Below are 13345 nucleotides of genomic sequence, written 5' to 3'. Positions count from 1 at the left end.
CCTCTTGGCAACGTCTTAGTGTTTTGTTGTTATCTAGTTCTCCATTTTTGTGTGACGTGGGACCGGCAGGTTTGGGTTGGGCGCTTTGTCATTCTTCCCACCTTTGGCAGGTAGATTGCGAAAAGGGGGAGCGGCTCGCTGGATCACGCTGCGGAGGTAAAGATAAGCGATAGTACATCCAACAAGTTGGCCGCCGAGGCTGGATTGCGGCTGACGCGGCGGTCGTTTAGTTTTTTCCAGGCAATTACGGCATACGCCAGATAGCGTTCTTGGACGTCGCTTCGCAGCGCCGGAGGAAGTTCGCCTGCGATCTCTGGCCAGACGTTTTGCAGTTGAGCGAGTGATTCGATGCTGCCGGTTAAGGCTCCGGCGACCAGCTCGTCCAGTTGCGCCAAACGCTGCTGCTCGTGAATCGAGATGCCAGCAATTTGGGACGAGGGCAACGGGCCAGCGATTTGCACCAACCTGGCGGAACTCGCGGCGCGCGAGTGGGCAGGGTGCGGTGCGTGACTCCTGACGAACTTGCGCTCCCCCGCCTCAGGCGAGGAATCAATAGGAGAAGCGATCGCCGCGGCGACCACATCTTCGCGTTCCATATCGGCCGCGATTTGCGTTTCGTCCTCTTCCATTTCGAGCAATTTCAGTCGCAAGCGTTGCCCCAGCGCCGTGAGTTGCGAGATGTCGATTTGCGGATCGGCCTGGCCCAACAACTTGACCGCCGAGGCGGGCAAATTGGTGCGCAACGCGACCAAAACCCAGGTCGCCCAGGCGTTTCGCAAGCGATCGCCATTCATCGGTGGATTTTCGAGATCGAGCAACGTAAGTCCTTCACCGCGAACGGCGCGGCGTTGTTCTTCAAGATTGCCTTCTAGGCCGAGAAATCGGAACGGTCGACGCGGCGAATACCGCAGCCCTGTCGAAAAAGAGAATTGAGGCCGTAGGTTGACCGGCAAAAGATTGAAAAACTGGGCGAAGAGACTTTCGTCTCCGCCATATCCAGATAGCGCCAAGCGCGGCTTGTCGAGCGCTTCCTGAAACCAAGCAGTCAATGCATAGGGAATACGCAGTTTTTGCGATTGTTTGAACAAGCCAAGGTCAACCGGTTTGCTGGCCGGCACCAGTTTGATTTCAGAAAGCTCGGTAGGCAACGAGCTACGCCAACTGATGTTGGCGTCGACCGTGGCTGCTGTCAGCAAGTGAAACGGATTGTTGGCGAACTGCGCAAACTGCGGTGCGTCGATCAGCAAGCAATGCGTGTATACCTGGCGACCTCCGCGGCCGCTGTATTCGTTTTGTCCATTGATCGTGCGTGAGACGCAATAGCGTTCGGCACGAATCGGATGAAAGTTGACGCTGTAAGCGGCGAAATCATCCCGCAGCATCGCATCGTGAGCGGGACACCAGGTGGCCAGTTCGCGAGCGTCTTCGGAGGAAACTCCTTGGCTCGCGGCGACTAGTTGGTAGCCATCCAGACGCGATGTTTGCGCCGAGGTGAAAATTGCTTGTTGGATCGTAACGCCCATAACTAACAAGGACCTGCGAAGAGGAGAAATGAGAAAGAGCAAACCGAGAGCAATCAGGCTTAAACTTTGCGAATCAGCCACTCAAACGGCTCGACGATGCCGCGTGGTTCGATCCGTAATGGGACGTTGACCCGAGAGCCGTGATCGATTTTTTGCGTACACGCGCCAGTGACGCTGGATGCGAAAAAGCCGACCGTTTCAAAACGTTCGCCGATTTGTTGCCACAAATTGGGCGTACGATCCCGTGCGTATCGATCCGGATTCGCGAAACAAGGATCGCACTGATCCGCTTTGGAAAAGACAATTGCCATCGGGCGGACGCACTTTCCGCGACGCTTCTTTTGTGATTGCTCGCTGAGATAGGTGATCAGTTTCATCATGAAGTAGTTTTGCTCCTGCGATCCGTCTTCGATCCGTTCTGAATCAATCAGTAAGAGGACGCCGGCGCATTTTTTCAGAAAGGAGTGAATCGCCGGGTAAGAATGGGGATGATCGACTTCTTCCAGGATGGCTTCTCCCGCCATGTCGGGCATGATCAATTCGATGGGACGTTTTTGACTGGGGAGTTTCGCCTGGCAATGCACCCAGTTCCAACGATCAGGTTCGTTGGGCGTTTTGTCAGGAAATGCCGAAGCGGCCAGCGCGGCCATGGTGCGCTGCTGCAAGGTGATTGAGAACGCGCCGCGCGCCAAGACTTGCACGCGATTGTTGCGCCGCGTCAGCATGTCCAGCAGCATTCCCAAATAGACCGTCTTGCCGGCCGCGGCGGTCCCCAGTACGGCGATCATACCCGGCTCAATCCCTTGCGAATTGGCTTGGTGCGACAAGGCCATCGGGGCCGAGCAGTGGCGACACAGCTCGACATCGTAGTTGTTGTCACCGCCGCAGATATAACAAGAAATCGGAACCGCGTATTGCGCCAGGCGATACGATTCCATGGCTACAAGCGCTTTGCGTACCATAATTAATTCTCCACCCCAGCCGCAGCGGCGGCTTCCAATTCGTCTTCTGAACCTACCGAATCGAACGAGTCATCCTCCGGCAGGATATCGCAAAAGCTGACCGCACAGCGGAACCCGATGTTGTGCTTGCGAGCGATTGCCTTGTCGCCGCTTTGGTAGTCGCACGAAGCTTGATGATCAAAATAAGTGTCAAAGGCGCCGCCGCGTAAGCTGCGCATCGCAGGATCCATCACCAATTGATCTCCAGGCGCACGCCAGGCGCCGAAGCGACTGGAGGTCCATTCCCAGACATTGCCGATCAGTTGATGACACCCGCCCACACTTGCTCCGCTGCCGTACTGATCGACAGGGACTACATGTTCAGGACCGCAACCCCACAAGTTGGCTCGCCCTTGATCCATCGATTCACCCCAGGGAAAACGACGCTGGATCGGTTCGGCGCCAGGCAAGGGAACCGGCCATGCTCCGGCTTTCATCCATTCAGGGTCTGAAGGAAGTCGCTTGCCGACCCACCGCGCATAGGCGGCAGCTTCGTACCAACAAAGCCCGACCACCGGCAATCGTTCTTCTCCTTCGACATGCTTGCTGTTGCGCCAATATCGGGGCCCCGGCAGACCCGACTGGTCGACAAAGTCGAGAACCGCCGGCCAGATCTCAGGATCCCAAAGCGGCATCTGCTCGTAACCGCCAGCGTTAACGAACTCTTGGTATTCTTGATTGGTGACTTGAAAGCGATCGAGATAGACCGCTTCCACGCGAACCAGATTGCCGCTGTAGCTTGGCGACTGGTCGTCATCCCCTTTGCAGCGACCCACCAGCACGTCCCCTTCAGGAACGATCGTCATATGGTCGTCAAAGGACTCGCGTGCCTGGTCTAACAAAGTTAGCGGCAGGTTGGCGGCAATCTGCGGCCGTAACAGCAATGCGTACCGACCTTGCTCTAACATCAAGCGAGCCAGAGCTTCCGTATCGGAGGGCTCTGGCTCTGGGCGAGATTTCGGACGTTGAGGGCGTGCTACATTTACCGACGCCGCTGCCGATAGTTGGCGATGACGTACGATGCGCCGTACCACGGCGGCGATTGCAGTCAGCGCGACGACCCCTACGACGAATTGCCAATATCCAGCAAGCCATGCGATGCCGAGCGCGCCGACGGCGATGCCGATCGCGAGTGTTGACCAGTGTTGTTTGAAGAAGAGCATTAGAATTGTCCCTGCAACAGTTTTGACATTGCCCCTAGCAGCGCTGGCGTCTACCGATTCTGGCCATTGTTTCGGCGACGGTTGATATCGCGTTGAAGCTTAGCGAACTGCGCCATCACCGAATCGACGACGTTATCAGCGCCCAAAGGACGTGACTGGGCCGATTCGCGGACGACCGTATTGGTGCCGACCGAAGTCGAAGAGAGCGATTGATCGGCTGCGACCGGGCGAGTTGCGATCGCCCCTGACTGGCGTTCGAGCATCGTCCGCATCGATCTCAATTCAGTCGACCATTCAGCCCGCTCAGCAGCGATCTCACGTTGCTGGCGATCGACCGTTGCGGTCAGCTCGGCAGCCCGATTACGAACGCGAAGTAGTTCATCTTCTAGCTCGTCGAATTGTTCCTCGTCATTCGTAGCGGCAAAGCTGTCGGATCGCTCAAACTGCTGCTGCGCATCGAGCAGTTCGATTTTGACTGCCGCAAGTTGTTGTTTCAGATGGGCGATTTCGCCACGGCTTTCTTCCAGCTCACGCATCGCCTGCAACGATTCGCATAGTTGCAGTTCAAGTTCGGAGTTCTTTTGTTGCAGCTCCGCCAGGAGTTGGTCATTGGAGCGAGAGGAATTGCTTTGCGACTTCCAGTGATCGACTTCGGCCCGAGCGGCGGTGAGTTGCGCTGCGGCCTCGGCGAGTCGATGTTCACGATCGGCGATCGTTTGTTGCAGCATCAAAAGTTCGGCCGAGTTTTCGGCGGCCAAAGCTGCGTTGAGGGTCTGTTGCGCGGCGGCTTGAGACGCTTCGAGGGAGCGGCGTTCAAACTCGTCGGACAGACGCCCGAGTTCGGCCACTAGTTCTTCGACGAATTGCTCAAGGCCCTGGTTATGAGCTTTGAGCTGTTCGAGCGCCTCTTCCAGGGCGGGATAACCTACCTGGAGCAACTGTTCTGGATTGGCAGTCACAGCGATAATTCCCACCCAGGCGTGATCGTTTCGGCGGCCCACGGTCTTCGCGAGCCTACTTCGGATAAGCAGTGGAGGCGACGATGCGCCTCCGATTCGGACAAGGAAATGGCGGCGCTCGGCCGGTTACAACCTTCGCCAACTGAAAAGTAGGTCGAAATCGCTCGACAGGCAAAGAATCGAGATCGTGTTTGTTTACTTTTTCCTGGGGATGGAGCTTAACCCCTACATTTTGAGTCTTCGCGGCAATCGTTATAATCCGTATAACCCCGGTTTCATTCGCGGCAATGCATGTTAGGTTGGAGTAAGACAGCGGAACTCGTTTAGCCATTACGCAGGAGACATTCTCATGAATCGTAAGACTTTACTTCCGGCGTTTGCCTTCGCTATGATTGCTTCTTTGACTTGGGTGAGCGGCGCAAACGCTGCTTCGCAAACAGATCCATCCTGTTGTGCACCCGAGCCGATCGCGTGTTGCGCGCCTCCCTGTATCCGCTATCGCGATCATCACAAAGTCTTTTCGCGAAAGTGTTGCACCTGTGACCCGCCGGTCGAGATGGTGCTGTTGGTCGAGCAGCCTTGCACCGACTGTGCGTTTGAAGTGCCGGTTTGCGTACCCGCTTGTTGCACCGGTGCGCCAACCGTTTGCAGCCATCCCGGAATCTTTGGCCGAACCGTCGTCGAATACGAATGGTGCTGCGGATTCCACATTCGGATGGTCTTTACCCGCTGCGGCGACCTGATCGTCCACTCGTACTACTAGCTCAAGCCTGCCGGCTTCAAGCTGCAAGTAAACAGTGATAAACCTCGTCCTGCGTTGGCGAGGTTTTCCTTTGCTCGAAGCGGCTCTGGTTGGGTACGATAGGGGAGAGCAGCATCGCCAATACTCTCCCCGTTATCAAGGCGTAGTTGATGAGCAAAAAGTCGAAGACGGCTCGCAAGGCCTCTGGCCACCCGATTCGTACCGATCCAGAGTTACGCGCAGCGGACTCGATGACGATCTTTTGGATGCTGTGCGGCGTGACCACGTTGTTGACCGAAATCGCGATCATCGGCGTGCGGGGTTACATCTGGGCGAGTGGTGAGCCTTCGACGCAACTGGATGCGATCGCGATGTTGCTGCTGATGGTCGCCATGGTGACCGGCACGATCACTCTGTTGCTGATCCCGGTTGTTGTACAGCAACGACGCGCCGCGCCTCCCAAGGCAATCGTCCGCACGATGCTGATCATTGGGCTACTTCCGTGGATCGCGTTCTTTGTGCAGATCGGCAAATAGTTGGAGCAATATGACGAATGTCGAAAACAGAATGTCTATCGCATGCTACTTGGAGCATTCGTCATTACTTCCCCATGTCTTTTGCTTCCTGCTCTTGAACTTGCTGCAAGAAGCCTTGGGGACGCAGGTCGGCTGGTTTGAAGCCGGCGGCGACTAAATCACGATAGGTGACCTTCAAGGCTGTCGCCGGTTGGCCGTTTCGCTCTTGCAGATAGTTGGCGGCAAAGAAGGCGCGCTTGCCGACGTTGCTATAGCAGTAGACCTCTTTACCTGCCGGCAACGCGGCGATGATCTTGCGGCACTCAGGATCAAAAGCGATGCGGGAGAAAGGCGCTAGGGTCGCTCCCTCTAGGTGCCCTTTGTTCCACTCGACCTCTTCGCGCACGTCGAGCAACACCGCTTCCCCTTTCTTGAATTTCTCCAAGACTTTTTTCAGATCTTCCCCCAGGGCGAAATTGGCGGAGACGCTGATCAGCAAAATCGCGATCAGCGGTATATTCGTGCGAGTCGTCATCCAGCGAATCCTCCGAATCATCGGAACCTTAGCAGGCTGTTAGTGGACCACGCTGTTAAAAGTCAGCGCTGCCTGGGGTGCGTGGGAAGGGGATCACGTCCCGAATGTTCCCCATACCGGTAATGAACTGTAGGATGCGCTCGAGCCCCAGTCCAAAGCCAGAGTGGGGAATCGTGCCGTATTTCCGCAATTCGACATACCACCAATAATCGGCCGGATTCAGCCCCTGCTCCTGCATTCGTTGCTCCAGCACGTCGATTCGCTCTTCGCGCTGGCTGCCGCCGATGATTTCTCCCACTTTCGGGGCTAGTACATCCATCGCTCGCACCGTTTTGCCATCTTCGTTGCAACGCATGTAAAACGGTTTAATCGAGCGAGGATAGTCGTGCAAAATGACCGGGCGTTTGAAATGGACCTCGGTCAGAAAACGCTCATGCTCGGATTGCAGGTCGGTTCCCCACTCCACTTTGTAGTCAAACTTCTGCCCGCTCTTGAGCAGGACGTCGATCGCCTCGGTATAGCTGATGCGAAGGAACTCGCTGTCGGCCATCGCGGTCAAAGTCGCCAGCACGGTATCGTCGATACGATCATTAAAAAACTGCAGATCGTCGCCGCAATCGCGGAGCACGTCCGAGATGATCCGTTTGATAAAATCCTCGGCGACCTGCATGTTCCCTTCGAGGTCGACAAACGCCATTTCCGGCTCGACCATCCAGAACTCGGCCAGATGCCGTGACGTGTTGGAGTTCTCTGCCCGAAAGGTCGGACCAAATGTATAGACGTTCCCCAAGGCCGTTGCAAAGATCTCTCCTTCCAACTGACCGCTGACCGTCAGGTAAGAAGGTCGCGCGAAAAAATCTTGTGAGAAATCGATTTTGCCACCGGTCTTGGGAGGCGCTTCCAGGTCCAGTGTGGTGACCTTAAACATCTCGCCGGCGCCTTCGCAGTCAGATGCGGTGATAATCGGCGTATGCACGTACAGAAAGCCGCGCTCTTGGAAGAAGTTGTGGATCGAGCGCGAAACGCAGTTTCGGACGCGGAAGACGGCACCAAACGTATTGGTGCGGGGGCGCAAATGCGCCCACTCGCGCAGCTTCTCCATCGAGTGCCGCTTCTTTTGCAGCGGATAGCTCTCGGGATCAGCCCAGCCGTAGACGTGGATTTCGCTCGCTTGGATTTCGGTCGTTTGCCCTTTGCCCTGCGATGGGACGATCTCGCCGTGGATCCGCACGCTGCAGCCGGCCGAGAGCTTTTTCACTTCCGACTCGTAATTTGTCAGATTGCCATCGGCGACTACTTGGATGTTGCCCATGCAGCTACCGTCGTTGAGTTCGATAAAACTAAACCCCGCTTTGCTGTCGCGGCGTGTGCGAACCCAACCTTCAAGCTTGACCTGATTGCCGACCTGATCGGCCGAGAGAGCGGTGCGAACCGAAATTTTTTGCATGACGAACCTTCCGTGCCTGCGGTGCGAAGTTAGTTATTCTAGCCGCACAGGCTCGAAAGCAAAAAGGGCGGCCGCTTGCACAAAACAAGGGCCGCCCCGAAGTCCGATCTTTTCGACGATTATGCTATTCCGCGGCTGGCGGCTTCGTGGCTTCTCGTTTGCAGAAGAAAAAGCCGATGACGACCGCAATGATATAAGCAGCCGCCAAGCCCATCACCACGTTGGTGGCCAGTGCTTCGGCGGGATTCTTGTTGGTCCATTTTCCCCACAATGACTGTCCGGCGGCGGCGAATGCACCGACAACCGCAACGAACATCAGCACGTTCCAGATCACCATCGAGATCCCTGTCGGCTTCTGGTTCCCTAGAATCCGTTTGCTATTCATCATCAGGAAGAAGGTCGTGTAGGCGATCGGCAGCAGCAGAATCGCGAAGCTCGATGCGACGATCGCGAGCCAGATTTTCGCTTCGCCAGTCCAGAAGTAGAACCACGATGCGCCTGCCAGTCCGGCGATAACGCAACCGATCACATGCGGCGCACCACCTGCTTTGGCCTGCAGCATCTCGGTAAACGCATAGCCGTTGATCAACATCAGGATGATGATCGTCGAGAATCCCATCCCAAAGACGCCGAGTCCAAAGATCAGCCGCGCGTTGGTTTTACCCAATAACGGTGCAAGTGCTTCTGACAATTGGTCGGCGTTGCGCTGCACCAGCGATGCGGTGATCAGTCGTTCCGATTCATTTAGTTTCGTCAGGTACTCCGGCGCCAGTTTCTTCGCTAGTTCACTACTCGCTTTCGCGGCTTCGATACTGGTCAGCGTGGCATTCTCTGTCGCCAAAGCGGCGAACTGATCGGCGTATTCTTGCTTCAGAAGCGGCGTAATCACCGCAGTAGCGCCGCTGAAAATCGGTGATTTAGCGACTTCCGCCGGATCGCTGCTTAGCCAGTAGGGATCGACTTGCGGGTCGTTATAGTTGCTGCCGTTAAATCGTGCTCCCGATGCGATTACTACACAGCTAGTCACAATGATGTAAGGAATCGCCATGCCGGTCGAAAGGTCGAACCGCGCCAAACCGCGGAACGGGCGATCCCAGCCGCGAGCCAGCATCGAGTAGGGTAGCAAGAAGGTCATATTGATGCCGACCGCCGTAGCGGCTGCGCCAATCATCACCGCGCTTTGGTCGGTCACGATCCGATTACGGAAAAATTCTTGGTGCGCATCGCTGGCCTGTTTGACAAGTTCCGCCAAGTTGCCGGTTGGCGAACTTAGCTGACTGAGGTCAGGAATGAATCCGGCGAAGATTTCGCCCCAGTTGAGCGCTCCCTCCATTGCCATCAGCGAGACAACGCCGAAGAAGCAAATCACCACCATGCCGACCAGCAGTTTGAGCACGACATCAAAGATCTTCGCGCCGGTTCCGCCGCGCGTATTAAGCAGCACGACAAACCCGCCTGCGATCAGCAGAACGATCGAAACGATGATTTTAGAATTCTGGCTCCCATCCAGAGCGCCCGGCAGCAAGTTTTTCTCGAGCGCGTCATAGCAGAGCGAAAACTGCGGCATGATAAAGATCATGTTGGCCAGACAGGTAGCAATCACCCAACCCCAGCCGAGGGCCGGATTGATGTGTTCGTTAATCTGGCCAAACGGCTTTTCGCCGGTCGAGAGGGTGACATAGCTGATCGCTGACAGCATCACGACCCCTAAGATGATCGCGACCAACTGCAGCCACAGCATGTTGGTGCCGCCGAGCGATCCAAGGTAAAGCGCTCCGGCGAGTGATCCGCCACCCAGGGTAATCGCACTTTGCAGCCAACCAGGCCCCGAGAGTCGGACAAAGGCGAAGATCGTCGCCGCGGTCCCTTTCGCGTGGGCCTCCTGCAAAATTTCTCGATCCGTTTGAACGTGGTTACTGGGCGGGGATTCCGGAGCGGTAGCGTTCGGTTCAGGCATGGCTGGGGCAGAACTCGGTGAGAGGGAGAAGTTTTGGAGGTGGGTCTAGTGTAAAGCGCATTGATTCCCGCTTGTAGCGCCTTCTGTGCAAGGCGCTACAAAAAGTTTGCGAGACTTTGCGGTTTAGTGGTGACCTTGCGCGGCTAGATAGCGCTCGGCGTCAAGCGCAGCCATACATCCGCTACCGGCGGCAGTCACCGCTTGGCGGTAGTAGTCATCCGCGACATCGCCGGCGGCGAAAACCCCTTCGACGCTGGTATTGGTACGGAAGGGAACCGTCCATTTGAGGTACTTTTTGTCGGTCATCTCTAACTTACCGGTCAAAAAGTCGGTATTAGGGGTATGGCCAATTCCCAAAAAGAAGCCGCTGGCGTTGTAAACCTTGGAAGTATCATCGACGACATTCTTCAGGCGAACGCCGCTCACCCCGTTGTCATCATCCCCGATGACTTCGTCGACGACTGAATTCCAGACGAATTCAATTTTCGGATTCTTTTCGGCTCGTTCGGCCATGATCTTGGAGGCCCGCAGTTCATCACGTCGGTGAACTAGATAGACCTTGGACGCGAATTTGGACATATAGTCCGCCTCTTCCACCGCCGAATCGCCGCCGCCGACCACCACGCAAGGCTGGTCACGGAAGCGGGGCAGAGCGCCGTCGCATACCGCACAGGCGCTGACTCCACGATTTTTGTACATCGTTTCGGACGGCAGACCCAGATAGTTGGCCCGAGCCCCGGTCGCAACAATCACCGCGTGCGCTTCGATCCATTCCCCTTCGCGAGTCTTAAGGCGGAGAGGACGACTCTCGAAGTCAACCTCCACGATATCGTCCCCCACGATCCGCGTCCCAAAGTTCTTGGCCTGCTGACGCATCAGCTCCATCAATTCAGGGCCGCTTACCCCGTGCTTGGCATGGGGGGCCATGTATTGACGGAGCGAATTGTCGATCGAATCGTCCAAGTAGGCGGTCATGTCGCCGGATGGAAAGCCTGGGAAGTTCTCGACTTCAGTCGTCATCGCGAGTTGTCCGAGCGGACCGCGGCCGACATCGTAATGCTCCTGAAGCGGGGCGCCTTCATAAACCAAGGGTTGAAGCTCGGCTCTGGCGGCATAGATTGCCGCGGTCCACCCAGCAGGTCCGCTTCCAATGATGACGACTTTCTCGGCCACGAGATCTTCCTATGATTTTAAGTAATAGCTAGGCCTGGCGGCCATAACAGATCAAGCGCGTCATTATAGGCGGATCGCGGCCTCCGTCCACTGCATGCCAGCGGCGGCGGTTGACGAATTTCGCCCTCTCTGGTAGGATCAGCCGCTTGTTTTCGTCCCCTGCAAATCGTAGGGGGAGCATATTCACCGGGAAGCAGGCTCAACGGCCTACAGCCGGAACATGCGGAAAACGTCTTTCAAGCTGTCGATCCGCTGCTGGCGAAGTGAGGCGGATCGTTTTAGGGTGCTGTCCAGAGAGATGGGACAGATCCGCGGCCTGAGAGATTTGGGTATCGCTTTGCAGAGGCTGAACCTTTTGGGTTTAGTTTGTCTCCGGCTTATTAGTAGGCGCCGGCATCGCTCAGTTTATATGCATCGTTTCTGGGCGTTCCCACGAGAAAGAAAGCCTCTATGTCTACAGATGCTGCTGTAAAAGACGGAAGTGCAAACTCCGTCATCAAAGAACTGGTCGAATCGGGTATTCACTATGGTCACCGCACCAGCCGGTGGAACCCGAAGATGGCGCCGTATATCTACGCCAAAAAGAACCAGATTCATATCATCGACGTCCGCGAAACGATCCGCGGTCTGCTGCGTGCCAAGAAGTACCTGACCCAAGTCTCCGAAGGGGGCTCGTTGGTCTTGTTTGTCGGCACCAAGCGTCAGGCCGGCGCCTCGATCGAACGTGAAGCCGAACGTTGCGGCATGCCGTTCATCAATGAGCGTTGGCTCGGTGGTACGCTCACCAACTTCCGCACCATTCGTAGCCGCCTGACCCGTCTGGAAGAGCTGGAACGAATTCTGGAAGGCGAAGAGCTCGGCAAATACTCGAAGAAGATGCAGTCTTCGCTCGCTCGCGAGTATCGCAAGATGTACCGCAACCTCAACGGTTTGCGCACGATGAATCGCCTGCCCGAGACGCTGGTGATTGTCGACCCGAAAAAAGAAAAGAACGCGATTCGCGAAGCCCACTCGCTGGGAATCACGACGGTTGCGTTGACCGATACTGACTGCGATCCGGATGAGATCGATTTGCCGGTACCGGGCAATGACGACGGCATCCGCTCGATCGAACTGTTCACCAAGCATCTGGCGGACGCGGTTATCGACGGCAAGCACAACGTCGCGATGAAGGGCAAGGACGCGGCCCCCGCCTCGTAGCTCGAAGTGCGGCTCGCGTTGCAAAAATTTAAGGGGAAGCGGATTCAATCTCCTTCCCACAATGGTTACCTACAATTCTGACACCGACTAAATCTCGGAGACTGTAATATGGCTGGAATTTCGGCGGCTGCGGTGAAATCACTCCGCGAAAAAACCGGACTTCCCATGATGGAATGTAAAAAAGCGCTAACCGAAACCGGTGGTGACGAAGACGGCGCAATCCGTTGGCTCCGTGAAAACGGCGTTGCGATCGCCGGCAAGCGGTCTGACCGCGTGACCGAATTTGGTCGCTTCGGCGTTTTTGCTGACTTCGGCAAAGGGGTTGGCGCAATGGTTGAACTGAAGTGCGAAAGCGCCTCGGTTACCCAGCTTGAAGATTTCATCTTGTTGGCGGAAGACATGGCGAAAGTGCTGGCCGAAGGGCCAGGCGCCGAGACTCCCGAAGAGTTGTTGGCTCAGCCGTCGACGATCAAGCCGGGCCAGACGCTGGGCGAAGTTCGCGACGACCTGTTCAATCGCGTTCGCGAAGTCTTCAACATCGGACGCATGATCCGGATTGACGCTCCGTCGGGCGGCTATAGCCACAACAGCTCGACCGTTGCCGGCGTGCTGATCGAAGTGGAAGGTGGCGACAGCGAAACCGCCAAGGACATCTCGATGCATATCGCTGCGATGCGTCCTTCAGCGCTCAACGTCGATGAGCTCGATCCGAAAGTGGTCGAAAACGAACGCGCGATTTTGACTGAAGCGGCTCGCAATGAAGGTAAGCCTGAGCAGATCATCGAAAAGATGGTTGAAGGACGCTTGCGTAACTTCTATGCCGAGTCAGTACTGCTCGAACAGCCGTTCGTCAAAGATGACAAAAAATCGGTCGGCGAGCACGCCAAAGAGAAGGGAATGAAGGTTAAACGCTTCGTTCACTGGCAACTAGGCCAAGGCGATCAGCCGGAAGGCTAGTTCGTCTGGAGTGTTCCAGCAAAGAAAAATTTTAAAGCCCTGCTCGATGTAGCAGGGCTTTTCTTCATTCTTGCCGCTTTGCGTTCGGTCAATCCTGACGCATCTCCTGTCCTGCGGACTAGGTTTCCGGTAGAATCCCTTCGACGAATTCGGCTTTTCCCACTCAATTTGCC

The 13345-nt window shown here is 56.1% G+C and carries 12 protein-coding genes; 4 read left to right on the top strand and 8 right to left on the bottom strand.

The window, feature by feature from the left end:
- Positions 1–143: 143 nt before the first annotated feature.
- The 4 genes from SH421x_RS21690 to SH421x_RS21675 are packed head-to-tail and all read right to left on the bottom strand — an operon-like array spanning position 144 to position 4646.
- Positions 144–1523, bottom strand: coding sequence for a GAP1-N2 domain-containing protein (locus SH421x_RS21690; protein WP_488852110.1), 1380 nt, complete (start codon positions 1521–1523; stop codon positions 144–146).
- Between the two features lie 59 nt (positions 1524–1582).
- Positions 1583–2485 (bottom strand): TRAFAC clade GTPase domain-containing protein, encoded by a 903-nt coding sequence (locus SH421x_RS21685; RefSeq protein ID WP_488852109.1) that lies wholly within the window; start codon positions 2483–2485, stop codon positions 1583–1585.
- Positions 2486–2487: 2 nt separating this feature from the next.
- Positions 2488–3687, bottom strand: coding sequence for a formylglycine-generating enzyme family protein (locus SH421x_RS21680; protein ID WP_488852108.1), 1200 nt, complete (start codon positions 3685–3687; stop codon positions 2488–2490).
- 50 nt (positions 3688–3737) lie between these two features.
- Complete coding sequence (locus tag SH421x_RS21675; protein ID WP_488852107.1) at positions 3738–4646, bottom strand: hypothetical protein; 909 nt, start codon at positions 4644–4646, stop codon at positions 3738–3740.
- A 349-nt stretch (positions 4647–4995) separates the two neighbouring features.
- On the opposite strand from SH421x_RS21675, the gene SH421x_RS21670 reads away from it, so the two are divergent.
- Both SH421x_RS21670 and SH421x_RS21665 read left to right on the top strand, forming a co-directional pair.
- Positions 4996–5409, top strand: coding sequence for a hypothetical protein (locus SH421x_RS21670; RefSeq protein ID WP_488852106.1), 414 nt, complete (start codon positions 4996–4998; stop codon positions 5407–5409).
- A 149-nt stretch (positions 5410–5558) separates the two neighbouring features.
- Positions 5559–5924, top strand: a complete 366-nt coding sequence (locus SH421x_RS21665) for a hypothetical protein (RefSeq protein WP_488852105.1) — start codon at positions 5559–5561, stop codon at positions 5922–5924.
- Between the two features lie 64 nt (positions 5925–5988).
- Here SH421x_RS21665 and SH421x_RS21660 read toward each other — a convergent pair whose 3' ends face one another.
- The 4 genes from SH421x_RS21660 to SH421x_RS21645 all read right to left on the bottom strand — a co-directional run bounded on the left by SH421x_RS21660 (position 5989) and on the right by SH421x_RS21645 (position 11015).
- Positions 5989–6438, bottom strand: coding sequence for a rhodanese-like domain-containing protein (locus tag SH421x_RS21660; RefSeq protein ID WP_488852104.1), 450 nt, complete (start codon positions 6436–6438; stop codon positions 5989–5991).
- 55 nt (positions 6439–6493) lie between these two features.
- A complete protein-coding gene (gene asnS / locus SH421x_RS21655) occupies positions 6494–7885 on the bottom strand; it encodes an asparagine--tRNA ligase (protein WP_488852103.1) in 1392 nt (463 codons plus the stop codon).
- A 124-nt stretch (positions 7886–8009) separates the two neighbouring features.
- The gene (locus SH421x_RS21650) at positions 8010–9842 is read right to left on the bottom strand and encodes a divalent metal cation transporter (protein WP_488852102.1); all 1833 of its coding nucleotides are present in this window, start codon (positions 9840–9842) and stop codon (positions 8010–8012) included.
- 123 nt (positions 9843–9965) lie between these two features.
- Positions 9966–11015, bottom strand: a complete 1050-nt coding sequence (locus tag SH421x_RS21645) for an NAD(P)/FAD-dependent oxidoreductase (protein WP_488852101.1) — start codon at positions 11013–11015, stop codon at positions 9966–9968.
- A 450-nt stretch (positions 11016–11465) separates the two neighbouring features.
- Between SH421x_RS21645 and rpsB the strand changes: the two genes are divergently transcribed.
- Positions 11466–12215, top strand: a complete 750-nt coding sequence (gene rpsB, locus SH421x_RS21640) for a 30S ribosomal protein S2 (RefSeq protein WP_488852100.1) — start codon at positions 11466–11468, stop codon at positions 12213–12215.
- A gap of 108 nt (positions 12216–12323) precedes the next feature.
- The gene (gene tsf, locus SH421x_RS21635; RefSeq protein ID WP_488852099.1) at positions 12324–13172 is read left to right on the top strand and encodes a translation elongation factor Ts; all 849 of its coding nucleotides are present in this window, start codon (positions 12324–12326) and stop codon (positions 13170–13172) included.
- Positions 13173–13345: the final 173 nt, after the last annotated feature.

It is taken from the genome of Blastopirellula sp. SH421 (assembly GCF_057808535.1).
Note: the sequence above shows the minus strand (reverse complement) of the source record. Positions and strands in the feature narration are given on the sequence as shown.

Bases quoted from the DNA above. Each gene is read 5' to 3' on its own strand.
- SH421x_RS21685 (WP_488852109.1), bottom strand. From the start codon at position 2,485: ATGGTACGCAAAGCGCTTGTAGCCATGGAATCGTATCGCCTGGCGCAA.
- SH421x_RS21660 (WP_488852104.1), bottom strand. From the start codon at position 6,438: ATGACGACTCGCACGAATATACCGCTGATCGCGATTTTGCTGATCAGC.
- SH421x_RS21665 (WP_488852105.1), top strand. From the start codon at position 5,559: ATGAGCAAAAAGTCGAAGACGGCTCGCAAGGCCTCTGGCCACCCGATT.
- rpsB (WP_488852100.1), top strand. From the start codon at position 11,466: ATGTCTACAGATGCTGCTGTAAAAGACGGAAGTGCAAACTCCGTCATC.
- asnS (WP_488852103.1), bottom strand. From the start codon at position 7,885: ATGCAAAAAATTTCGGTTCGCACCGCTCTCTCGGCCGATCAGGTCGGC.
- SH421x_RS21650 (WP_488852102.1), bottom strand. From the start codon at position 9,842: ATGCCTGAACCGAACGCTACCGCTCCGGAATCCCCGCCCAGTAACCAC.
- SH421x_RS21670 (WP_488852106.1), top strand. From the start codon at position 4,996: ATGAATCGTAAGACTTTACTTCCGGCGTTTGCCTTCGCTATGATTGCT.
- tsf (WP_488852099.1), top strand. From the start codon at position 12,324: ATGGCTGGAATTTCGGCGGCTGCGGTGAAATCACTCCGCGAAAAAACC.
- SH421x_RS21690 (WP_488852110.1), bottom strand. From the start codon at position 1,523: ATGGGCGTTACGATCCAACAAGCAATTTTCACCTCGGCGCAAACATCG.
- SH421x_RS21680 (WP_488852108.1), bottom strand. From the start codon at position 3,687: ATGCTCTTCTTCAAACAACACTGGTCAACACTCGCGATCGGCATCGCC.